Here is a 23482-nt window from a genome sequence, read left to right as displayed (position 1 = left end):
GCTGCAATTTGCGGTGATTGTTGGAGCATTTATGCGGTTGGCCTTGGGGGCACTGCTGTTGATCAGCCTGGACAGTGCGGCTGCGGACGCGCCGTTGCGCTTTGTGGTGCCCGACAGCTGGGCGATGCCGATGGTGCAGCTTGAGCGCGGCCGGCCCACACAAGGCATTCTTTATGACGTGATGCTCAGCCTTGCGACCCAGGTCGGCGTACCGGCCAGGTTTGTTGTATTGCCCCGGGGCCGGGTGCAAAACGCGATGGAACACGGCGAGGTCGATGTCCGCTGCTATGCCGCACAATCGTGGTTACCCAATCAATCCGGCGACTACATCTGGAGCATTCCACTCTGGACGCAACCTGACCTGCTGATCAGCCGCCCCGCCCAACCCGATCCGGTCATCGCGGCGAGTCTGTCGCCACAATCGATCGGTACGGTTCTGGGCTATAGCTACCCGACTTTGCAACCGCTGTTCGACGCAAAGCGCCTGCACCGCGATGACGCGCGCAATCAGGAACAGGTGCTGGAGAAACTCCAGGCCGGACGCAACCGCTACGCGGTCAGCAACCAATGGACGCTGGACTGGTTCAACCAGCGCCTGCTGCCACAGCAGCAATTACTGAGTGTGGCGGTATTGCAGGAGCAGCGTGTCGGCTGCTACGTACGCAACGACCCGGACGTGCCGGTGCAGCGAATTCTGCGCACGTTGGTGCGGATGAAAATGTCCGGGGAAATCGATGACATCATTCGGCTTTATATCGGAGGCAAGCCTTAGCCGGCAGGCGCCAGCGCCCGCCATTGCGACGGTGCGACGTAGCCTGCCACCCAGCCCGGCACGTCGGTGGCCGGCATGGGGCGCGCAATGAAATACCCCTGCGCCACCTCGCACCCCAGCCGCAGCAGTAACTCACCGTGTTCGACACTTTCCAGCCCCTCGGCAATCACCTGTCGACCAAATGCCTTCGCCAGGCTGATTACTGCAGTGGTCAGGGCCAGATCGTCACCGTCATGCAGGATATCCCTGACAAACGATTTATCGATCTTGATCGTTTGTGTGTGCAACCGTTTGAGGTAGCTGAAGGATGAGAAACCGGTGCCGAAATCACCCAACGAAAACTGCACGCCCAGCGCCTGACAGGCCTGCAAGCAGGCGCTGACGTGCTGAATATTCTCGATGGCCACCGACTCGACGATTTCCAGATCCAGTCTTTGCGCAGGCACTCGCCCATGCCGGGCCAACGCGCTTTCAAGCCGGCCGACAAAATCCGCGCGCTGGAAATGCCGCGCCGCGATGTTCACGCTGACCGGCCAGTCATACCCCTGCAGCTGCCAGACCTCCAGCTGCAACAGCACCTGATCCATCACCCACTCACCAATGTCGACGATCAGATCCGTTTCCTCGACCAAAGGCAAAAACTCCCGGGCAGTCATCATGCCGTTTTGCGGGTGCTTCCAGCGCAGCAATGCCTCGAAGCCGACAACCTCGCCGCGTCGCATGTTGACCTTGGGCTGGAAGTGCAGACGTAATTCATGATTGATCAGTGCCTGGCGCACCCGCTCGACGGTCTGGTGAGTAGCCTTGACCTCCCGATCCCGGGACACATCGAACAAATGAAAACGCTTGCGCCCGCTTTGCTTGGCCACGTACATGGCTTGATCGGCATGACGCAACAGGGTTTCGGCATCGGCATTGTCATGGGGATACAGCGTGACGCCGATACTGGCATACACATTGATTTCCTTACCGCGCAATGTGTATGGCGCCGAGATCGTGCCCAGGACCCGATTCAATGCCGCATTCAATTCCGGCAGATCGCGCACGTAACGCAACACCAGGACAAACTCGTCACCCGCCAGCCGCGCCACGACATCTTCGGCACGGACGATACCGCGCAATCGTTTGGCCACTTCGACCAGCAAAAGATCGCCGCTGGCATGCCCGTAACCATCGTTGACAGCCTTGAAACCGTCGAGATCGAGCATGCACACCGCCAGCGGAGTGTTTTCCTGTCGCGAAAACTCCAGCGCCTGATCAAGCAGGTCCGACAGAAACGCGCGATTGGGCAGTCCCGTCAACACATCGTGCCCGACCCGCCATTGCAGGGTATGCAGCAGTTGGCGCTTTTCGCTGATATCGAAGCGGATCGACAAATAACGCTCGACCCGGCCGGTGTCTTCATCGAGGACCGGCACCATCGTGCTTTCTACCCAATACAGGCTGCCATTTTTGGCGCGATTGCAGATTTCGCCTTTCCACACATTGCCCATGGCGATGGTGCGCCACATGCCGGCGAAAAACTCGGTCGAATGGGTGCCGGAATTGAGCAGCCGATGATTTTGCCCCAGCAGTTCTTCCCGGCTATACCCGGAAATGGCGCAAAATTGGTCGTTGACGTGGGTTATCCGGCCGGTCAGATCGGTCTCGGAAAAAATCGCGGCGGCATCCACGGCCCTGCGGTACTTCTCATCCGTGAGTCAGACTCGCTGTTGCTTACATTGGCGGCGGTGGAGCAGCAAATTAGCGCGGATCATTCGCGCAATATCAGCGCTGCTAAAGGACTCACGCAACCCTGTGAGTAGACGCCATGTCGGCTTTGTTGTCTTGATCGATCTTCCGGGAACCGGTCACCAAGTGCCGGTTTCCGGCGGCGATTCTACGAGATGCATCGCATATTGCAAGGCAAGGTGATCGATCATGGCGCAGTATGATGCAAATCATCTGATGTTTTTACAGCGTCAGCCAAATCGAAAACGACAAAAAACCGCTATGGACAAAATCCATGGCAGCACAGTGAAAGTATTTGAACAGGATAACGCGACAGAGGATTCGCGCTGCGTTATGGAGGCAACCCCACCAGCCACACCCCGGCACACAATGTTCCCGCTGTGGCTGCTTCCTTCCGGATCTGACCAGGTTCACGGGTAATCGTTGCGGGGGGACCGATGGGGTCACCATAACGACGCTCACCTGACGGCGAGCCGCGCCATTGTACCTATCTCAGACGAAGTTACAACCGTTGCGGCGGATTAAAAATATGAGGCCGGTCAAAGACATGCGCGAATGGTGAAAATCGGCTTATGCAGGCGCGAGCCTGCTCGCTCTACAGGTCCTGCACCACTTCGTCCGCCCTGCCGCCCTCGCCCTGGATGACCAGATGAATGAAGTGCAGCTTGGCGATCACCGTCGGCGGCAGCACGAAAGGGTAAAAATCCGGCTGGCCCATGCTGTGCGACAGTTCATTGAGCATGCCGGCCAGTTCGATCCAGGCATTGACGAAAGAAAGAAACGCCGCCCCACCGGGATGCTGCGGATCGTAAAGGGTATCGATCGGAAACGGCTGATAATCGAGGTCCATTTCCCGCGCACTCATGCCGAACCCCAGTGCCGTATCGACTGCATCCATCATGTGCAGGTAATGCGCCCAGGTTTCAGCCCAGTCCTCCCAAGGATGCATGGTGGCATAGGCACTGACACAGGATTGCTGCCAATCAAGCGGTGCGCCCTGCTGATAATGTCGTTCAAGGGCATCGGTGTAGCTGGCACGCTCATCACCGAACAAGCCGCGGAACGCTTGCAGCCAATCACTATTGGCGATCAGACGGTCCCAGTAGTAATGCCCGACTTCGTGACGAAAATGCCCGAGCAATGTGCGATAGGGTTCGTGTAGCTGTACCCGCATCTGCTCGCGATGAGCATCGTCAGCTTCTTCGATGTCGAGGGTGATCAGGCCATTGGCGTGACCGGTGGTGGGCGACTTGCCTTCGAGGTCGACGCCAATGAAATCGAAGGCCAGACCGGTTTCTTCATCGACCGTCTTGGGTATCACCTGCAACCCCAGGCTGACCAATTGCGCGACCAGCCGCCGCTTGGCGGTTTCCATCTTGCGCCAGCGCTCATGGTTTTCGGCTATCGATAAATCGGGAATGGTGCGATTCAGGCTACACGCGATGCACAACACATCGTGGTCATTGGCAGGCAGCAGCCAATTGCACGCTGCCGGGGAATCAAGGTTGGCGCAACGACGAAACAAACCGGCTGCGGGATCGGCATCAAGCCACCAGCTATCCGGCTGATCGCCGGGCTGCAACGATGACAGACGGCTCTCCTGCGGCTGATAGCCCAGCGCCGCCGAACAGGCCAGGCACTGGCTATTGCGAAAGAACAGCGACTGCCCGCATCGACACGGCCAGATCTTGCTGTTGCGCGAACTCTCCCCCATGAAGGGCGCCGCGATGCGTGAGCTGAGCTGTTCGAAGAAGCGGTACATGGCGATCTCTCCCTGGGCTTGCCAAGACTAGATCATTGCGGACACTGGATCGTTCCCGCGCTCTGCGTGGGAACTCAGGCCAGGACGCTCCGCGCCCCCTTCAGCGCCCGAACGCGGAGCGTCCGTTGGGGCATTCCCACGCGGAGCGTGGGAACGATCACAGCGCGGCGGCGGGACGGCCCCTACAGTTTATATTGCTGCTCAGTCCACCTTGCCGAACCCGCGCAATGTTTCAACAAACGCCTCTTCATCCAGCACCTTCAAGCCCAGCTCATTGGCCTTGGTCAACTTCGAACCGGCGCCCGGCCCCGCCACTACGCAATGGGTCTTGGCGGACACGGAACCCGCCACCTTGGCACCAAGGCTTTCGAGTTTGTCCTTGGCCACATCGCGACTCATCAGCTCCAGCGAGCCGGTGAGCACCCAGGTTTGCCCAGCCAATGGCAGGCCTTCGACGATTTTCTTTTCGCTGCGCCAGTGCATGCCGAAATCGACCAGCTGTTTTTCAGCCGCTTCGGCGAGTCGACGATTTTCCTCGATGGTAAAAAACTCCCGAACCGAATTGGCCTGCTTCTCCGGCAACGCCTGACGCATATCCAGCCAATCGGCATCGATGACCGCTTGCAGCGAGCCGAATTTCTCGGCCAGTTTCTGCGCCCCGCCCGGCCCCACCGAAGGAATGTGCAGCTTGTCGAGGAAGCCGCCCAGGGTAGTGCTGGCGGCAAACTCGGCGCCGAGTTCGCCCTGATCCTGGATCTGCAGCCCGTGCTTGAGCAAAGCTGTGATCACTTGCCGGTTATGGGCATCCTCGAAGAAGCTGTGGATCTCGTGGGCCACTTCCAGCCCGACATCCGGTAAATACGTGAGCACTTGTGGCAATGCCTGCTGCACCCGCTCCAACGAACCGAGGGAACGCGCCAGGACCTTGGCCGTCTCTTCGCCGACATCGGGAATCCCGAGGGCATAGATGAACCGCGCCAGCCCCGGCGTCTTGCTGTCGGTGATGGCACTGAGCAGTTTGTTGCTCGATACCTCGGCAAAGCCTTCCAGATCGACGATGTCGTCGAACTTCAGGGCATACAGATCGGCCGGCGAACTGACCAACCCTTCGTCCACCAATTGCTCGACACTCTTGTCGCCCAAGCCTTCGATATCCATCGCCCGTCGCGAGACGAAGTGGATGATCGCCTGCTTGAGTTGCGCGCCACAGGCCAGTCGGCCGACGCAGCGGTACACCGCGCCTTCGCTGACCGTCTCGCGGCCCTTGCTGCGTTTGACCAGTTGCGTACGCTCGACGTGGGAACCACAGACCGGGCATTGCTCGGGAATCTGCACCGGCCGGGCGTTATCCGGACGGCGTTCGAGCACTACCTGCACCACTTGCGGAATCACATCACCCGCTCGGCGGATGATCACCGTATCACCGATCATCAACCCCAGGCGCGCCACTTCATCCATGTTGTGCAGCGTCGCGTTGGCGACGGTGACGCCGGCAACCTTGACCGGTTTCAGTCGCGCCACCGGCGTCACGGCGCCGGTACGACCGACCTGGAATTCCACGTCGAGCAACTCGGTGAGCTCTTCCATGGCCGGGAATTTATGGGCGATGGCCCAGCGCGGTTCGCGGGCGCGGAAACCCAGTTCCCGCTGTGACGCGATGCTATTGACCTTGAATACCACACCGTCGATTTCATAGGGCAACGCGTTGCGACGCTCACCGATGTCGCGGTAATACGCCAGGCACTCATCGATCCCGTTCGCCCGCTTCAGCTCATGGCTGATCGGCAAGCCCCAGGCCTTAAGCTGTTGCAGATTGCCGATGTGTGTATCGGCAATGTCCGCCGACACCTGGCCAATGCCGTAGCAGCAGAACTCCAGTGGCCGGTTGGCGGTGATTTTCGAATCCAGCTGTCGCAGACTGCCCGCCGCCGCGTTGCGCGGGTTGGCGAAAGTCTTGCCGCCCACCTCCAGTTGCGTGGCGTTAAGCCGCTCGAACCCGGCCTTGGACATGAACACTTCACCACGCACTTCCAGCGTCGCCGGCCACCCAGTGCCGTGCAACTTCAGCGGAATGTTGCGCACAGTGCGCACGTTGACACTGATGTCTTCGCCAGTGGTGCCATCGCCGCGCGTGGCGCCACGCACCAGTACGCCGTCCTGATACAGGAGACTGACCGCCAGGCCATCGAGTTTGGGTTCGCAGCTGTACTCCACCGCCGCGCCGCCACCGAACAGATCGCCAACCGGCAGATCCAGACCCTCGGTGACCCGTCGATCGAACTCGCGCATGTCGGTTTCTTCGAACGCGTTGCCAAGGCTGAGCATCGGCACTTCATGGCGCACCTGAGTGAATGCCGACAACGCCGCGCTGCCCACTCGCTGGGTTGGCGAGTCACTGGTCACCAGCTCTGGATGAGCGGCTTCCAGGTCCTTGAGCTCGTGAAACAACCGATCGTACTCGGCGTCCGGAATGCTCGGCTCGTCCAGCACGTGATAGCGATAGTTGTGCTGATCCAGCTCGGTACGCAGCTCTAGAATGCGGTTTTTGGCGGCAGTCATGGGTGTTCTCTCATAAAGCAAAAGAGCAGCCGAGGCTGCTCAATTTTCTAAGTACAGTAGCTCAAGGCTATGGACATTGTGGCGAGGGTGCTTGCTCCCTCGCCACAACAAGCTCCTGTGTCACAGAAGCCTGCCCCGTCCATTCAATATCAGCGCTTCTGGGTCAGGGCGCGGCGCTCGAACTCGACGATGCGCTGACGATAATGCTCGATCGTCTGGGCGGTCAGTACGCTGCGCTGGTCGTCTTTCAATTCGCCGTTCAGTTCTTGCGACAGTTTGCGCGCTGCAGCCACCATCACGTCAAAGGCTTGCTTGGGATGACGCGGGCCTGGCAAACCGAGGAAGAAGCTTACCGCCGGAGTGCTGAAGTGGTCGATATCGTCCAGATCGAAAACACCTGGCTTGACCGCGTTGGCCATGGAGAACAGCACCTCGCCGTTGCCCGCCATGCTTTCGTGACGGTGGAAGATGTCCATCTCGCCAAAACGCAGGCCGCTTTCGAGGATGTTCTGCAACAACGCCGGTCCTTTGAAACCTGCTGCGTCGCGGCAAATGACACTGATCACCAGCACTTCTTCAGCCTGGGGCTGCTCTTTCTCGCTGACCGATGGAGAGGGTTTGGTGTCATCCGGAAAATCGTCGTCACGACTGCTGAAGCTCGGACCGCCGTCCAGATCCAGGCTGAGGTTCATGTCGCCCTGAGCCGGCTCGCCATGACTACGCTTGCCGCGTTTGGAGCCCGACTCACGTGGTTCACGTGCCGGCATGCTCACCGAAGGCAAGTCGTGTTCGTCCAGTTGCGGTTCCTTGTGGGAATCCAGCACACGGGGCGGACCCAACAACTCGGCGCTGGTGTCTTCGTCCGGAAGATTGGACAGACTTCGATCAAGACGGAATTTCAATTTTCCCTTGCCGCCGCGCATCCGGCGCCAGCCATCAAAAAGAATACCGGCAATGACAATAATGCCGATGACGATCAGCCACTCGCGCAGACCGATTTCCATGTAATCCCGTGCCTCTATAAAAAATGCTGAAAAATAAGGGGTTTACAAGCTGCAAACCGCTTTAAAACGTGGCGCCAACTCTATGTTCTGACAGGCGTTTTGCCCACGTATACGAAAAATTGACATTAAACTAGCACGACCAAAGGCAACTTTACACCGTCTGTCACTATGGCTTGCGCGAATATGTCGATTAGCCAGCAAGTCAACGCAAGCAAAAAAGTCCGATAACCCTGTAGTACCTGTCTTACAGATACAACTCAGGCATCCACCATTGCCATCGCCTCCTCGACATCCACGGCCACCAGACGCGAACAACCGGGCTCATGCATCGTCACCCCCATCAGTTGTTCGGCCATTTCCATGGCGATCTTGTTGTGGGTGATATAGATGAATTGCACCGTTTGCGACATCTCTTTGACCAGCCTTGCATAGCGTCCAACGTTAGCGTCATCCAATGGCGCGTCAACTTCATCGAGCATGCAGAACGGCGCCGGGTTCAACTTGAAGATCGCAAAAACCAGAGCCAATGCGGTCAGGGCCTTTTCGCCACCGGAGAGCAAATGGATGGTGCTGTTCTTCTTTCCTGGCGGCTGCGCCATGATCGTTACCCCTGTATCGAGTAGATCTTCGCCCGTCAGTTCCAAATACGCGCGACCGCCACCGAAAACTTTTGGGAAAAGCGCCTGTAAACCGCCATTGATCTGATCAAAGGTATCCTTGAAACGGTTTCGGGTTTCCTTGTCGATCTTGCGAATCACGTTTTCCAGGGTCTCCAGTGCTTCCACCAGATCGGCGTCCTGGGCATCCAGATAACGTTTACGCTCCGATTGTTGCTGGTATTCGTCGATGGCCGCCAGGTTGATCGCACCGAGGCGCGCAATCCGCGCCGCAATGCGTTCGAGCTCTTCCTCGGCAGCTTTCTCGCTGGCTTCGGCTGTCAGCGTGGCGAGTACGCCGTGCAGATCGTAGCCGTCCTCCAGCAACTGATCCTGCAAAGCCTTGCGGCGCACGGTCAACGCCTGCCATTCCATGCGTTGCTGTTCGAGTTGACCGCGGATCAGCTGTGATTGCTGCTCAGCCTGGTTGCGGCGTTTTTCCGCATCACGCAGTTCACGATCGGCATCTTCCAAGGCGATCTGTGCGGTCTTGAGCTCTTCGTCGACGGTCATGCGTTTGTCGAGCAATTCCTCAAGTTTCAAACGCAGCTCTTCCAGCGGTGCCTCGCCCTCCTCCAGATTGAGGCTCAATTGCTCGCGCTTTTCGGTCAGGCGTTCAGACTGCATTTCCAGGCGCTCGAGCGCCTGTCGCGTCGAATCGTGCTGAGCCTTCAGCGAGCCCAACCGCACCGCCAGTTGATGGGCGTGATCCTTGTGCTGCCGCGCTTCCTGGCGCACCCGGTCAAGGCGTTCGCGCAGACTGTCGCGCTGGGCCAGCAGTAATTCGCGCTGCTCGGTGTCCAGCGCCATGCTGTCCAGAGCTTCCTGCAACTGCAGACGCGCTTCGCCGATGTTTTCGTGTTCCAACGCACGCTGTTCGTCCAGCTCAATGAGCTCTTCGTCGAGGCGAGTGCGGCGCAGGCTCAACTGTTCGGCCTTGGCCTTACCGGCCGACAATTGGGCTTTCAATTCACCCTGCTGACGGGCTTCGTCTTGCAGCAAACGGCGCAAATGTTCACGGCCGTTCTCCTGCTGGCGCTGTTGCGCGCGCAGGTTCTGCAACTGGCTTTCGAGGTTTTCGACGGCGGCTTCGCGCTCTTCACGCTCAAGGCCAAGCGCCTGGATTTCCTGGCCACGGGCCAACACACCGCTTTCTGCTTCGCTGGCCCGGCGCACCCGCAGGAAATGCCGGCCAACCCAGAAACCGTCGCGACTGATCAGGCTTTGGCCCACGCCCAACTGCCCGCGCAAGGTCAGCGCCTGCTCAAGATTTTCAACCGGTTTGACCTGCCCCAACCAAGGCGACAGATCAATCTGTGCCTCGACCTTGTCGAGCAGGCTGCCCGGCACCCGCACGCCGTCGCCAGCGGGGCTGAGCAAGCGCAAATCGCCCTGGGCAAACCCGGCCAGATCAAAATCATTGAAGTCATCCACCAGCACGGCCTGCAAGTCGGCGCCCAGGACGGTTTCCACCGCAAGCTCCCAACCTGCTTCGACCTTCAGGCCTTCGGCCAGACGCGGGCGATCCGCCAGGTGCTGCTCGCGCAGCCATTCGGCGGTGCCGGTGCCGGGATCGAGCGCGGCTTGTTGCAAGGCTTCCAGCGACGCCAGACGCCCATTGAGCCGCTGCAGGTCGCCCTGGGCCTGTTGCTGCGCCGTCAGCGTTTGTTGCAAGTGCTGACGCAGTTGCTCGAGTTTTTCGACCTGGGCTTCTTCGCTGGTCTGCAAATCCTCGAGGGTCGCCTCGGATTCAGCGAGCTGTTCGCTGAGCGCCATGATCGCTGCGTCTTCCGGGTCTGCCGAGAGCAACGCGCGTTCTTCGCCAAGACGTTTCTGACGATCTGCCAAGCGCTCCAGACTGGTTTCCAGTTGCTGGATCCGCGACTGTTGCACTTCAGCCTGACGGCGCGGTTCGGCGGCGCTGAGATTGAACGTGTCCCACTGCTCCTGCCAGCCGTGCATGGTCGTTTCGGATTCTTCCAGTGCCGCGGCGGCCTCTTCGGCGGCGGCGCTGGTGACTTCCTGTTCCGGCGTGAGCATGTCGAGCTCTTCGCCGAGGGTCAACAGCAACGTGCGGTCGTGCCCCAGGTGAGATTCGGTTTCCAGCCGCGCGCGCTCGGCTTCTTTCAAGTCGTCCTGCAACTGACGCAAACGCTGCTGGCCGTGCTGAATGCTCTGCTCGACCCGAGCGATGTCGCCGCCGACCGAATAGAAGCGTCCCTGCACCAGATTGAAGCGTTCAGAGAGCTCGTGATGACCATCGCGCAAGCGCTCGATGCTGGCATCGGCGTTGCGCTGCTCGGCCACCAAGGCTTCGAAACTTATTTCCTGGGTACCGATGATCGCTTCGCGCTGACCGACCTGATCGTTCAAGTCCTGCCAGCGCAGTGCCGACAACTGCGCCTTGAGCTGACGCTCCTCGCTTTTGCATTCCTGATATTTCTTGGCCGCCTCGGCCTGGCGGTGCAAGCGTTCCAGCTGACGCGTCAGCTCTTCACGCAGGTCAGTCAGGCGTTCGAGGTTTTCGTGGGTGCGGCGGATGCGGTTTTCGGTCTCGCGCCGGCGCTCCTTGTACTTGGAAATGCCCGCGGCTTCTTCGATGAAGTTTCGCAGGTCTTCGGGCTTGGACTCGATCAGCTTGGAGATCATCCCCTGCTCGATGATCGAGTAGCTGCGCGGGCCGAGGCCGGTGCCGAGGAAGATGTCAGTGATGTCGCGGCGACGGCATTTGGTGCCGTTGAGGTAATAGGTGGTCTGGCTGTCGCGGGTCACTTTGCGACGAATGGAAATTTCCGCATAAGCGGCGTATTCGCCGAGCAATGTACCGTCGGAGTTATCGAACACCAGCTCGATGCTCGCCTGGCTCACCGGCTTGCGGCTGGTGGAGCCGTTGAAGATGACGTCGGTCATCGACTCGCCACGCAGGTTCTTGGCCGAACTCTCGCCCATGACCCAACGCACGGCGTCGATGATGTTCGACTTGCCGCAACCATTGGGTCCGACCACCGCCGCCATGTTGCTGGGGAAGTTCACCGTGGTCGGATCGACGAAGGATTTGAACCCCGCCAGCTTGATGCATTTGAGCCGCAAGATCAGGCGTCCGTCAGGGCGGAGATCACCAGATCGCAGCTGCGCTGGCCGTAGGCGATCAGTACTTCGCGGATCTGGGCGTAGTCCCGGGCAATCACCGCCGCGAGCAGACGCTCGAACAGCTCCAGATATTCGCTCATCGAGGCCTTGCGCTGATCCAGGGCAAGGAAATAGGCACGGCTCATGGCCGGCTGCAGATTCTCGACGGTTTCCTGCAAATACGGATTGTTGGCGAACGAATACGTGGCGCGCATCACATTGAAGCTTTCATCGACGAAGGTATGGATGTCCTGGCGTTCGTAGCTGGCGGTAAGCCGCTGCTGAATCTGCACGAACGGCGCCAGGTCGGCCTGGACTTTCCAGCCGGTGGCCACGGCATTGGCGAGCAGGATGTACATCTCGCCCATCAGCGTGCACAGGCTCCGTACCTTGTGCGCGGTGAGCTCGGTCACGTGGGCGCCACGTCGCGGCAGGATCGCAATCAGGTGGCGACGCTCAAGGATCAGCAAGGCCTCACGGACCGAGCCGCGGCTGACATTGAGTGCCAGCGTGACCTTCTGTTCCTGGATGCGCTCTCCGGGCTTCATTTCGCCGCGAATGATGCGTTCGGCGAGGTGGTGAGCGATTTGCTCGGCGAGGCTGTCCGGCGCCTTGAACGTCATGGTTGTCCTTCAAACTGTTCGATCTGCACAAGCGGCGCAGTGTAGCGCAATTGATACGTCATGGCGCACAGCCCTGGCGGGGGTTTTGGCACGATTCAAGCAAAAAGCAGGCTGGCCTGCGAGGGTCAATAATGAAGAAACAGTTGTGAGTCGACAAAATGCATTTTCCTGACCTTTAAGTCAGAAAATCATTGACCGAAAAGTCAGACCTGCTAAATTCGGTCACATCGGTTAACAACAATAATGAGTCTGCGAGGCCTTCCGTGATCCAGTTTTTACTAAACCAGGAACTCCGTAGCGAGCACGCCCTGGACCCGAACCTGACCGTGCTCAACTATTTGCGCGACCATGTGGGCAAGCCCGGCACCAAAGAAGGCTGCGCCAGCGGTGACTGCGGCGCGTGCACCGTGGTGGTCGGCGAATTGCAGACGGATGACACCGGTCGCGAACACATCCGTTATCGCAGCCTCAACTCATGCCTGACGTTCGTTTCGTCACTGCATGGCAAACAACTCATCAGCGTTGAAGACCTCAAGCACAAAGGTGAACTGCACAGCGTGCAGAAAGCCATGGTCGAATGCCACGGCTCACAGTGCGGCTTCTGCACACCGGGCTTCGTGATGTCATTGTTCGCCCTGCAAAAGAACAGCGAAGCGCCCGATTCCCACAAAGCCCACGAAGCCCTGGCCGGCAACCTCTGCCGTTGCACCGGCTATCGGCCGATTCTCGAAGCCGCCGAACAATCCTGCTGCGGTAAACAACCGGATCAGTTCGATGCGCGTGAAGCGGACACCATTGCCCGCTTGAAAGCCATCGCACCGACCGACATCGGCGAACTCAACAGCGGCGACAAACGCTGCCTGGTGCCGCTGACCGTGGCCGACCTGGCCGATCTCTACGACGCTTACCCGCAGGCCCGCTTGCTGGCCGGCGGTACGGACTTGGCGCTGGAAGTCACGCAGTTCCACCGCACCCTGCCGGTGATGATCTATGTCGGCAACGTCGCCGAAATGAAGCGCATCGAGCGTTTCGACGACCGCCTGGAAATCGGTGCCGCCACCGCCCTCTCCGATTGCTATGAAGCCTTGAAGGCTGAATACCCGGATTTCGGCGAACTGCTGCAGCGTTTCGCGTCCTTGCAGATCCGCAACCAGGGCACGCTGGGCGGCAACATCGGCAATGCCTCGCCCATCGGCGATTCGCCTCCGCTGTTGATCGCCCTCGGCGCGCAAATCGTTCTGTGCAAAGGCGAAACCCGCCGTACCCTGGCGCTGGAGGACTACTTCATCGATTACCGCGTGACCGCGCGCCAGGAAAGCGAGTTCATCGAGAAGATCATCGTGCCCCGCGCCAGCGTCGAGAATCTGTTCCGCGCCTACAAAGTCTCCAAGCGCCTGGACGACGACATCTCTGCCGTGTGCGCCGCCTTCAACATTCGCCTGGAAAACGGCATCGTCGCGCAAGCAAGCGTCGCGTTCGGCGGCATGGCGGCCATTCCGAAACGTGCCGCAGCCTGTGAAGCGGCGCTGCTCGGCTCGCCGTTCAACCATGCCACCATCGAACGCGCCTGCACCGCACTGGCCGAAGATTTCACGCCGCTCTCGGATTTTCGCGCCAGCAAGGAATATCGCCTGCTCAGCGCGCAAAACCTGCTGCGCAAATACTTCATCGAACTGCAAACACCGCACATCGAGACTCGGGTGACCGCTTATGTCTAATCATCACGCCGTAGAGAAGACCCAGGCCGAACTGGCTGAACTGTTCGCCAAGGACCTGACCACCGGTGTCGGTCGCAGCGTCAAGCACGACAGCGCGGCCAAGCATGTGTCCGGTGAAGCGCAGTACATCGATGATCGCCTGGAGTTTCCCAACCAGTTGCACGTTTACGCGCGCCTGTCGGACCGCGCCCACGCGAAGATCATCAGCATCGACACCCAGCCTTGCTACGCCTTCGAGGGCGTGCGCATCGCCATCACCCACGAAGACGTACCAGGCCTGAAAGACATCGGCCCACTGTTGCCCGGTGATCCGCTCCTGGCCATTGATGACGTGCAGTTCGTCGGGCAGCCGGTGCTGGCCGTGGCCGCCAAGGATCTGGAAACCGCCCGCAAGGCAGCGATGGCCGCAATCATCGAATACGAAGACCTGGAACCCGTGCTTGACGTGGTCGAAGCCCTGCGCAAACGCCACTTCGTGCTCGACAGCCACACCCATCAGCGCGGCGATTCAGCCACGGCGCTGGCCACCGCCGAACATCGCATCCAGGGCACGCTGCACATCGGCGGCCAGGAGCATTTCTATCTGGAAACCCAGATTTCTTCGGTGATGCCGACCGAAGACGGCGGCATGATCGTCTACTGCTCCACGCAAAACCCCACCGAAGTGCAGAAGCTGGTGGCTGAAGTGCTGGACGTGTCGATGAACAAGATCGTCGTCGACATGCGCCGCATGGGCGGTGGTTTCGGCGGCAAGGAAACCCAGGCGGCGAGCCCGGCGTGCCTGTGCGCGGTGATCGCGCACCTGACCGGCCAGCCGACCAAGATGCGCCTGCCGCGCGTCGAAGACATGCTGATGACCGGCAAGCGTCACCCGTTCTATGTCGAGTACGACGTCGGCTTCGACAGCACCGGCCGCCTGCACGGCATCGCCCTGGAACTGGCCGGCAACTGCGGTTGCTCGCCAGATCTGTCGGCCTCGATCGTCGACCGAGCGATGTTCCACTCCGACAACTCGTATTACCTGGGTGATGCGACCATCAACGGTCACCGCTGCAAGACCAATACCGCGTCGAACACTGCTTACCGTGGTTTCGGCGGCCCGCAAGGCATGGTCGCCATCGAAGAAGTGATGGACGCCATCGCCCGGCATCTGGCCCTCGATCCGCTGGCCGTGCGCAAAGCCAACTACTACGGCAAGACCGAGCGCAACGTCACCCATTACTACCAGACCGTTGAGCACAACATGCTCGAGGAAATGACCGCCGAACTGGAAGAAAGCAGTCAGTACGCCGAGCGCCGCGAAGCGATCCGTCGCTACAACGCCAACAGCCCGATCCTGAAAAAAGGCCTGGCGCTGACCCCGGTGAAATTCGGCATTTCCTTCACCGCCAGTTTCCTCAACCAGGCGGGCGCCCTGGTGCACGTCTACACCGACGGAAGCATCCATTTGAACCACGGTGGCACCGAAATGGGCCAGGGCTTGAACACCAAGGTCGCGCAGGTCGTGGCCGAAGTGTTCCAGGTGGAAATGGACCGCGTGCAAATCACTGCGACCAACACTGACAAGGTACCGAACACCTCGCCGACCGCAGCGTCCAGTGGCGCCGACCTGAACGGTAAAGCCGCGCAGAACGCCGCCGAAACCATCAAGCAACGCCTGGTGGAATTCGCCGCCCGCCAATACAAGGTCAGCGAAGAGGACGTCGAATTCCACAACGGCCACGTGCGGGTTCGCGACCACATCCTGACTTTCGAAGCGTTGATACAGCAGGCCTATTTCGCCCAGGTATCTCTATCGAGCACCGGCTTCTACAAGACGCCGAAAATCTACTATGACCGCAGCCAGGCCCGTGGCCGTCCGTTCTACTACTTCGCCTTCGGTGCGGCGTGCTGCGAAGTGCTGGTGGACACCCTCACCGGCGAATACAAGATGCTGCGCACCGACATCCTCCACGACGTCGGCGCGTCGTTGAACCCGGCCATCGACATTGGTCAGGTCGAGGGTGGTTTCATCCAGGGCATGGGTTGGCTGACCATGGAAGAGCTGGTGTGGAACAACAAGGGCAAGCTGATGACCAACGGCCCGGCCAGTTACAAGATCCCGGCCGTGGCGGACATGCCGCTGGACCTGCGGGTGAAGCTGGTGGAAAACCGCAAGAACCCGGAAGACACGGTGTTCCATTCCAAGGCCGTGGGTGAGCCGCCGTTCATGCTCGGCATCGCCGCGTGGTGTGCGATCAAAGACGCCGTGGCGAGCCTGGGTGACTACAAGCATCAACCGAAGATCGACGCTCCGGCGACGCCGGAACGGGTGTTGTGGGGTTGCGAGCAGATGCGCCAGTTGAAGGCGGCGAAGGCTGTTGAGGCTGAAACCGAACTGGCTTCGCTCTGATGATCGTTCCCACGCTCTGCGTGGGAATGCAGCCGGCGACGCTCCGCGTCGCATCCTGAACAGCGGACGCGGAGCGTCCAGTGATGCATTCCCACGCGGAGCGTGGGAACGATCTGACACACAGATGTCGAGGTGAAACATGTACAACTGGATCGACGCCCTCGCCGACCTGCAAAACCAGGGTGAGCCCTGCGTGTTGGTGACGATCATCGAAGAGCTCGGCTCGACTCCGCGCAATGCCGGCTCGAAGATGGTCATCAGCGCCCATCAGGCCTTCGACACCATCGGTGGCGGGCACCTGGAATACAAGGCCATGCAGATCGCTCGCGAGATGCTCGCCAGCGGCAAGCAGGATACGCATCTGGAGCGTTTCAGCCTCGGTGCCAGCCTTGGTCAGTGCTGCGGCGGTGCCACCGTTTTGCTGTTCGAACCGATGGGCCAGGTGCAAGCGCAAATCGCTGTGTTCGGCGCCGGCCACGTCGGCCGGGCGCTGGTGCCATTGCTCTCCAGCCTGCCCTGCCGCGTGCGCTGGATCGACTCACGCGACGATGAGTTTCCCGAGCAGATCCCCCACGGCGTTCGCAAGATCGTTGCCGAAGAACCGGTGGATGAAATCGACGACCTGCCCGCCGGCAGCTACTGCATCGTCATGACCCACAATCACCAGCTCGACCTCGAACTCACCGCCGCGATTCTCAAGCGCAACGATTTCGCCTACTTCGGCCTGATCGGTTCGAAGACCAAACGGGTCAAGTTCGAACATCGTCTGCGTGATCGCGGCTTCGACAGCAGCGTCGTGCAACGCATGCGCTGCCCGATGGGCATCGGCGAAGTCAAAGGCAAGTTGCCTGTGGAAATCGCCATCTCCATCGCCGGCGAGATCATCGCCACTTACAACGCGAACTTCGGCCAGCACACCGCCAGCGCCGGATCGATTGCCAAACTGCTGCCTGCGTCACGCCGCAGCCAAGCCTCCCATTGAGAACGCTCATGCCACTGACTCGCAAAGCCTACCGCGCCGCCATCCTGCACAGCATCGCCGACCCTGCCATCGTTGGCATCGAAGCCTCGTATGAATATTTCGAGGACGGCTTGCTGGTGGTTGATAACGGCAAAATCAGCGCACTTGGCCACGCCAGTGATTTGCTGCCGACGCTGCCGGCAGACATCGAAATCACCCATTATCAGGACGCGTTGATTACCCCCGGCTTTATCGACACCCACATCCACCTGCCACAAACCGGCATGGTCGGTGCCTACGGTGAACAATTGCTGGACTGGCTCAACACTTACACCTTCCCGTGCGAAAGCCAGTTCGCCGACAAGGCCCATGCCGACGAAGTCGCGGATATCTTCATCAAGGAATTGCTGCGCAACGGCACCACGACGGCACTGGTTTTCGGCAGCGTACATCCGCAATCGGTGAACTCGTTCTTTGAAGCGGCCGAGCAGCTCGACCTGCGGATGATCGCCGGCAAGGTGATGATGGACCGCAACGCCCCGGACTACCTGACCGATACCGCTGAATCGAGCTACCTCGAAAGCAAAGCGTTGATCGAGCGCTGGCACGGCAAGGGTCGCCTGCACTACGCCGTGACTCCACGCTTCGCCCCGACCAGCACCCCGGAACAACTGACCTTGGCCGGCCAGTTGCTGAGCGAATACCCGGATCTGTACATGCAGACCCACATCAGCGAAAACCTCAAGGAAATCGAGTGGGTCAAGGCGCTGTTCCCGGAGCGCAAGGGCTACCTGGACGTCTACGATCACTACCAATTGCTCGGTGAACGCTCGGTGTTCGCCCACGGCGTGCACCTGTGCGATGAAGAGTGCGCGCGCCTGGCGGAAACCGGTTCGGCCATCTCGTTCTGCCCGACTTCGAACTTCTTCCTCGGTAGCGGCCTGTTCAATCTGCCGATGGCCGAGAAGCACAAACTCAATGTCGGCATCGGCACCGATGTCGGCGGCGGCACCAGTTTCTCGCTGCTGCAAACCCTCAACGAGGCCTACAAGGTCATGCAACTGCAAGGTGCGCGCCTGAGCCCGTTCAAGTCGCTGTACCTGGCCACCCTCGGCGGTGCCCGCGCATTGCGCCTGGAAGACAAGATCGGCAACCTGCAACCGGGTACCGACGCCGACTTCCTGGTGCTCGACTACAACGCCACGCCGCTGCTGGGCTATCGCCTGAAGCAGGCCAATAACATCGCCGAAACGTTGTTTGTGTTGATGACGCTGGGGGATGACCGGACGGTGTTGCAGACCTATGCGGCGGGGAATCTGGTGCATCAGCGCTAAGGCATTGCGTGCATGATCGTTCCCACGCTCTGCGTGGGAACGCAGCCCGTGACGCTCCGCGTCACTGGACGCGGAGCGTCCCTAGAGGCATTCCCACGCAGAGCATGGGAACGATCCAATTCAGCTCGGTCCCTGTGGGAGCTGGCTTGCCAGCGATTTGATCGTTCCCACGCTTCGCGTGGGAATGCAGCCCGGGACGCTCCGCGTTCCTGCCGAAGCGGACGCGAAGCGTCCATTGAGGCATTCCCACGCAGAGCGTGGGAACGATCAGTATCAGGAAGTCAGAGCTTGGCAGTCGATCGCCCTGGCTTCTTGGTCTGCAACAAGTGCGAGAACACCGCATGCAGGTCATCCGAAGCACTTTCCTCATCAAGGTTGAGCTTGCTGTCGATGTGATCCATGTGATGCATCATCAGGTCTACCGCCAGTTCACCATTGCGCGCTTCGATGGCGTCGATCAACTGGGTGTGCTCGTCATAAGAGCAGTGGGAACGGTTGCCGCTTTCATACTGGGCAATGATCAGCGAGGTCTGCGACACGAGGCTGCGCTGGAAACTGATCAACGGCGCGTTTTTCGCCGCTTCGGCCAGTTTCAGGTGAAACTCACCCGACAGACGGATACCCGCACCACGATCGCCACGGGAAAAACTGTCGCGTTCGTCGTTGACCATTTGGCGCAACTCGGCGATCTGCTCGGCGGTGGCGTGCTGGACCGCCAATTCCGTAATCGCTCGCTCCACCAGACGGCGGGCCATGAACACCTGCCGAGCCTCTTCGACACTCGGGCTGGCGACCACGGCACCGCGGTTCGGACGCAACAGCACCACGCTTTCATGGGCCAGGCGCGACAAGGCGCGGCGAATGATGGTGCGGCTGACCCCGAAAATTTCCCCCAGCGCTTCTTCGCTCAACTTGGTGCCGGGCGCCAGGCGCTGTTCGAGGATGGCCTCGAAGATATGCGCGTAGACAATATCGTCCTGGGTACCGCTACGGCCGGCTTTGCCTGCTCGCGGTTGTTTCTTTAGGGGTTGCAACTGTTCGTTCATGGGCACTCGAGTCGGAAGAACTGCGGCGAATTGACCGTGACTGTAATACGGCACAGTGGGTCGCTGGCAAGTATCGCGTAAAAAACACTGCGATTGTACACAATGGATGGTGGCAACACGACTGTACGGCTGTTTGTCACATCCGCTGTATCGCAACGATCCATTACGTTTGAGTTTAGGCTTGATCACAGAATCCGCAGCCCGCACACGCCCCCGTAGGAGCAAAGCTTGCTCGCGATAGCGATTTCATTTTCGAAAACACTGTCGACTGACACGCCGTCATCGCGAGCAAGCTCGGTTCCTACAGGGACCGGGTGACCTCGGACATAGTCCTCTGAACCAAGGAACACCATCGTCATGACCGACGCCACGCACACTCAGCTACGCCCCTTGGCCGATACGTCACCATCGGCCATCGTCGCCGGGTTCATCGCGATGATGACTGGCTATACCAGTTCACTGGTGCTGATGTTCCAGGCCGGGCAAGCGGCCGGCCTGACCAGCGGGCAGATTTCGTCGTGGATCTGGGCGATCTCGATTGGCATGGCAGTGTGCTCGATCGGCCTGTCCTTGCGCTATCGCACGCCCATCACGATTGCCTGGTCGACCCCGGGCGCCGCCCTGCTGATCACCAGCCTGGGCGGCGTGTCCTACGGCGAAGCCATCGGCGCCTATATAACCTGTGCCGTGCTGGTGACGATTTGCGGTCTCACCGGCAGCTTCGAACGCCTGGTCAAAAAGATTCCGGCTTCTTTGGCGGCCGCGCTGCTGGCGGGCATCCTGTTCAAGATCGGCAGCGAGATCTTCGTCGCCGCCCAGCATCGCACGGCGCTGGTCTTGGGCATGTTCGTCACTTATCTACTGGTCAAGCGCCTGTCACCGCGTTACGCGGTACTGGCCGCGCTGTTGATCGGTACAGCGTTGTCCGGGTTCATGGGGCTGCTGGATTTCAGCGGTTTCCACCTGGAAGTGGCCACGCCGGTCTGGACCACCCCGCACTTCTCCCTGGCCGCAACGATCAGCATCGGCATTCCGCTGTTCGTGGTGGCGATGACCTCGCAAAACATGCCCGGTATCGCCGTACTGCGCGCCGACGGCTACAACGTACCGGCCTCGCCGCTGATTACCACCACCGGTATCGCTTCGCTGCTGCTGGCGCCGTTCGGCTCCCACGGCATCAACCTGGCGGCGATCAGCGCGGCCATCTGCACCGGGCCGCATGCCCACGAGGATCGCAACAAGCGCTACACCGCCGCTGTCTGGTGCGGGATTTTCTACGGGATTGCCGGGGTATTCGGCGCGACACTGGCAGCGCTGTTTGCGGCGCTGCCAAAGGAACTGGTGTTGTCGATAGCCGCGCTGGCGTTGTTCGGCTCGATCATCAATGGCTTGAGCATTGCCATGAGCGAAGTGAAGGAACGTGAGGCGGCGCTGATTACCTTCATGGTCACGGCGTCGGGGCTGACGCTGTTTTCCATTGGTTCGGCATTCTGGGGGATTGTGGCGGGGGTCGTGACGCTGCTGATTCTGAACTGGCGCAAGGTTTGAGGGCGCTTTCGCGGGCACATTCTTGTAGGAACGAGGCTTGCCCGCGAACGGTTCATCAAGCCATGCGCCCACAAAAAACAGGCATAAAAAAACGGCGACCCTCGGGTCGCCGTTTTCAGAACATCAAGCTACCGGATTGATCGGCTTTTCCGGATACCAGACGTCCAGCAGCGGGCTGACTTCAACGCTGGTCAGCTCGGTGCGGCCTTTGAGCCAGGCTTCAACGGCGGCGCGCTGTTCAGCGCTGACCGAGCCACGCTTCTGCAGGCAAACCAGACCGTAGTCGTCGCCGCCAACATAGCCCAGACCGTTGGCTTCCATGGCTTCTTTGAGGAACGCGTCGAGGAAAGCATCAATGGCTTCATCAGCCAAATCTTCTTTGAAATCCAGGTTCAGTTCGAAACCCAGCTCTTGAAATTCATCGACGCACAGTTTTTTGCGCAGACGCTGGGAACGGTTAGTCGCCATTGGAACAATCCTCTTAAGTAATAACGGCCGGCACTTTAGCAGTTTAAGCCGCCGATTGCCCGACTCAGTGGGCCGCAAGGGCTACCGCCGGTAAAAAAATAGCCGATTGGATGGTCAAGGCACGGCACAAGCCGTGACGCCTTGGGGCATAATGCCGACACTTTCATGACCACTGGGGGAATTTATCTTCATGCCCTCGTTTTTTTTCCCCTCGGCTGCAGGGTTCTATTTCACATGATCAAATCGTTACGTCCTTTATTGCTGGCCGGCCTGTTGCTTCCCCTGGCCCTTCCTGTTTGCGCTGACCCGATCAACACCTCTTTGTCTCCCAACGTCCAAAAAGCCCTCAAGGCCAGCAAGCTGCAGGACAACGCCCTGTCGCTGGTGATGATTCCGCTCAACGGCCCGGGCACTCCGACTATTTTCAACGCCGACGTATCGGTCAACCCGGCGTCGACCATGAAGCTGGTGACCACTTACGCGGCCCTGGAAATGCTTGGCCCGAACCATCAGTGGAAAACCGAGTTCTACACCGACGGCACCCTCAGCGGCGGTATCCTCAATGGCAATCTCTACCTCAAGGGTGGTGGTGATCCGAAGCTGAACATGGAAAAACTCTGGCTGTTGATGCGTGACTTGCGCGCCAACGGCGTGACCCAGGTCACCGGCGATCTGGTGCTGGACAAGAATTTCTTCGTGCAACCGCAATTGCCCGAATTCAATGACGACGGCAATGACGAGAACAAACCGTTCCTGGTCAAACCCGATGCGTTGCTGGTCAACCTCAAGGCCTTGCGCTTTGTCGCGCGCAATGACTCGGGCAAGGTGCTGGTTTCGGTGGAACCACCCATTGCCAGCATTCGCATCGACAATCAGGTCAAGGCTCTCAACTCCAAGCAATGTACCGGCGGTGTGCGCTACAACCCGGTGCCCCAGGCCGATGGCAGCGTGACGGTGACCGTCGGCGGCCAGCTGGGCGAAGGTTGCAGTTCACAGACTTACTTGTCGCTGCTTGATCACGCGACGTACACGGCCGGTGCCGTGCGAGCGATCTGGAAAGAACTGGGCGGCAGCATCCAGGGCAAGGATGTGCTGGCGCCAACGCCGAAAGACGCCAAAGTGCTGGCGCGGGCATTTTCGCCGGATCTGGCGGAAATCATCCGCGATATCAACAAATACAGTAACAACACCATGGCCCAGCAGCTGTTCCTGAGCCTGGGGCAGAAATACCGTACCGATGCCGACGGTGACGATGCCAAGGCGGCACAGCGGGTCGTACGCCAGTGGCTGGCGAAGAAAGGCATTACCGCGCCGCACCTGGTGATGGAGAACGGCTCCGGCCTGTCCCGTTTCGAACGCGTCAGCGCCCGGGAAATGGCTTCGATGCTGCAGGCCGCCTGGCGCAGCCCTTACGCCGCCGAGTACATCAGCTCGATGCCGATTGCCGGCACCGACGGCACCATGCGCAAGCGCCTGAAGACCACCGCGATGCGCGGCGAAGCCCACGTCAAGACCGGCACCCTGAACACCGTGCGCGCCATCGCCGGTTTCAGCCGAGACGTCAACGGCAACACCTGGGCCGTCGTGGCGATCCTCAACGACAAGGCGCCATTCGGTGCATCATCGGTACTCGACCAAGTGCTGCTGGACTTGTATCGCCAGCCGAAACTGGCGCAGACCGCTTCGGCGCTCTAATCGGCTGCAGAGGCTGCAGAGATTCCCTGTAGGAGCAAAACCTGCTCGCGATAGCGGCAGCACATTCAACATGATGTGCTGCCG

14 protein-coding genes, 1 other RNA gene and 1 pseudogene are annotated in these 23482 nt (G+C 59.8%); 7 read left to right on the top strand and 9 right to left on the bottom strand.

The genetic code is table 11. The features are described from left to right. The first annotated feature begins 31 nt into the window (after positions 1–31). The gene (locus D8U73_RS26180) at positions 32–772 is read left to right on the top strand and encodes a transporter substrate-binding domain-containing protein (RefSeq protein ID WP_130906156.1); all 741 of its coding nucleotides are present in this window, start codon (positions 32–34) and stop codon (positions 770–772) included. Here the strand turns inward: D8U73_RS26180 and D8U73_RS26175 are convergent. The 7 genes and pseudogenes from D8U73_RS26175 to D8U73_RS26145 form a co-directional block, all read right to left on the bottom strand. Next, a pseudogene (locus D8U73_RS26175) lies at positions 769–2466 on the bottom strand (EAL domain-containing protein); the annotation flags it as partial. The gene D8U73_RS26180 and the pseudogene D8U73_RS26175 sit on opposite strands and share 4 nt — an antisense overlap. A gap of 380 nt (positions 2467–2846) precedes the next feature. After that, positions 2847–2943: signal recognition particle sRNA small type (ffs, locus tag D8U73_RS26170), an RNA gene on the bottom strand. A 155-nt stretch (positions 2944–3098) separates the two neighbouring features. Continuing rightward, the gene (locus tag D8U73_RS26165; RefSeq protein WP_130906154.1) at positions 3099–4265 is read right to left on the bottom strand and encodes a putative zinc-binding metallopeptidase; all 1167 of its coding nucleotides are present in this window, start codon (positions 4263–4265) and stop codon (positions 3099–3101) included. A 201-nt stretch (positions 4266–4466) separates the two neighbouring features. Continuing rightward, positions 4467–6824: an NAD-dependent DNA ligase LigA gene (gene ligA, locus D8U73_RS26160; protein WP_130906153.1), complete on the bottom strand. Its 2358-nt coding sequence runs from the start codon at positions 6822–6824 to the stop codon at positions 4467–4469. A 149-nt stretch (positions 6825–6973) separates the two neighbouring features. Continuing rightward, a complete protein-coding gene (gene zipA / locus D8U73_RS26155) occupies positions 6974–7828 on the bottom strand; it encodes a cell division protein ZipA (protein WP_056856981.1) in 855 nt (284 codons plus the stop codon). A gap of 257 nt (positions 7829–8085) precedes the next feature. Further along, positions 8086–11574, bottom strand: coding sequence for a chromosome segregation protein SMC (gene smc / locus D8U73_RS26150; RefSeq protein WP_056856980.1), 3489 nt, complete (start codon positions 11572–11574; stop codon positions 8086–8088). A gap of 2 nt (positions 11575–11576) precedes the next feature. Next, positions 11577–12236 (bottom strand): GntR family transcriptional regulator, encoded by a 660-nt coding sequence (locus D8U73_RS26145; protein WP_056856979.1) that lies wholly within the window; start codon positions 12234–12236, stop codon positions 11577–11579. A 263-nt stretch (positions 12237–12499) separates the two neighbouring features. On the opposite strand from D8U73_RS26145, the gene xdhA reads away from it, so the two are divergent. From xdhA to guaD, 4 genes are all read left to right on the top strand, one after another. Beyond that, positions 12500–13954 (top strand): xanthine dehydrogenase small subunit, encoded by a 1455-nt coding sequence (gene xdhA / locus D8U73_RS26140; RefSeq protein ID WP_130906152.1) that lies wholly within the window; start codon positions 12500–12502, stop codon positions 13952–13954. Beyond that, a complete protein-coding gene (xdhB, locus tag D8U73_RS26135) occupies positions 13947–16346 on the top strand; it encodes a xanthine dehydrogenase molybdopterin binding subunit (RefSeq protein WP_056856977.1) in 2400 nt (799 codons plus the stop codon). Before xdhA ends, xdhB begins: the two co-directional genes overlap by 8 nt. 139 nt (positions 16347–16485) lie before the next feature. After that, positions 16486–17328, top strand: coding sequence for a xanthine dehydrogenase accessory protein XdhC (gene xdhC / locus D8U73_RS26125; protein WP_130906150.1), 843 nt, complete (start codon positions 16486–16488; stop codon positions 17326–17328). An 8-nt stretch (positions 17329–17336) separates the two neighbouring features. Further along, entirely contained in the window at positions 17337–18641 is a 1305-nt protein-coding gene (guaD, locus tag D8U73_RS26120; protein ID WP_056856975.1) for a guanine deaminase, read from the top strand. Positions 18642–18922: 281 nt separating this feature from the next. Here the strand turns inward: guaD and D8U73_RS26110 are convergent, their stop codons facing one another. Then, positions 18923–19687 (bottom strand): GntR family transcriptional regulator, encoded by a 765-nt coding sequence (locus D8U73_RS26110; RefSeq protein WP_056856974.1) that lies wholly within the window; start codon positions 19685–19687, stop codon positions 18923–18925. Positions 19688–20044: 357 nt separating this feature from the next. On the opposite strand from D8U73_RS26110, the gene D8U73_RS26105 reads away from it, so the two are divergent. Further along, entirely contained in the window at positions 20045–21235 is a 1191-nt protein-coding gene (locus D8U73_RS26105) for a benzoate/H(+) symporter BenE family transporter (protein WP_130906148.1), read from the top strand. Between the two features lie 123 nt (positions 21236–21358). Here D8U73_RS26105 and D8U73_RS26100 read toward each other — a convergent pair whose 3' ends face one another. Then, complete coding sequence (locus tag D8U73_RS26100; protein ID WP_007971486.1) at positions 21359–21703, bottom strand: YggL family protein; 345 nt, start codon at positions 21701–21703, stop codon at positions 21359–21361. Between the two features lie 234 nt (positions 21704–21937). On the opposite strand from D8U73_RS26100, the gene dacB reads away from it, so the two are divergent. Continuing rightward, positions 21938–23398 carry a D-alanyl-D-alanine carboxypeptidase/D-alanyl-D-alanine-endopeptidase gene (gene dacB / locus D8U73_RS26095; RefSeq protein ID WP_056856972.1) on the top strand — a complete coding sequence of 487 codons (1461 nt, stop codon included), beginning with the start codon at positions 21938–21940 and terminating at the stop codon, positions 23396–23398. The last annotated feature ends 84 nt before the right edge of the window (positions 23399–23482 follow it).

This window comes from Pseudomonas sp. Sample_22, from assembly GCF_004307635.1.
Lineage (GTDB): Bacteria > Pseudomonadota > Gammaproteobacteria > Pseudomonadales > Pseudomonadaceae > Aquipseudomonas.
The sequence above is the reverse complement of the archived record's forward strand: the minus strand, read 5'-3'. Positions and strand labels throughout refer to the sequence as shown.

Bases quoted from the DNA above. Each gene is read 5' to 3' on its own strand.
- xdhB (WP_056856977.1), top strand. From the start codon at position 13,947: ATGTCTAATCATCACGCCGTAGAGAAGACCCAGGCCGAACTGGCTGAA.
- D8U73_RS26165 (WP_130906154.1), bottom strand. From the start codon at position 4,265: ATGTACCGCTTCTTCGAACAGCTCAGCTCACGCATCGCGGCGCCCTTC.
- zipA (WP_056856981.1), bottom strand. From the start codon at position 7,828: ATGGAAATCGGTCTGCGCGAGTGGCTGATCGTCATCGGCATTATTGTC.
- guaD (WP_056856975.1), top strand. From the start codon at position 17,337: ATGCCACTGACTCGCAAAGCCTACCGCGCCGCCATCCTGCACAGCATC.
- xdhC (WP_130906150.1), top strand. From the start codon at position 16,486: ATGTACAACTGGATCGACGCCCTCGCCGACCTGCAAAACCAGGGTGAG.
- D8U73_RS26110 (WP_056856974.1), bottom strand. From the start codon at position 19,687: ATGAACGAACAGTTGCAACCCCTAAAGAAACAACCGCGAGCAGGCAAA.
- D8U73_RS26145 (WP_056856979.1), bottom strand. From the start codon at position 12,236: ATGACGTTCAAGGCGCCGGACAGCCTCGCCGAGCAAATCGCTCACCAC.
- dacB (WP_056856972.1), top strand. From the start codon at position 21,938: ATGATCAAATCGTTACGTCCTTTATTGCTGGCCGGCCTGTTGCTTCCC.
- D8U73_RS26180 (WP_130906156.1), top strand. From the start codon at position 32: ATGCGGTTGGCCTTGGGGGCACTGCTGTTGATCAGCCTGGACAGTGCG.
- D8U73_RS26105 (WP_130906148.1), top strand. From the start codon at position 20,045: ATGACCGACGCCACGCACACTCAGCTACGCCCCTTGGCCGATACGTCA.
- ligA (WP_130906153.1), bottom strand. From the start codon at position 6,824: ATGACTGCCGCCAAAAACCGCATTCTAGAGCTGCGTACCGAGCTGGAT.
- D8U73_RS26100 (WP_007971486.1), bottom strand. From the start codon at position 21,703: ATGGCGACTAACCGTTCCCAGCGTCTGCGCAAAAAACTGTGCGTCGAT.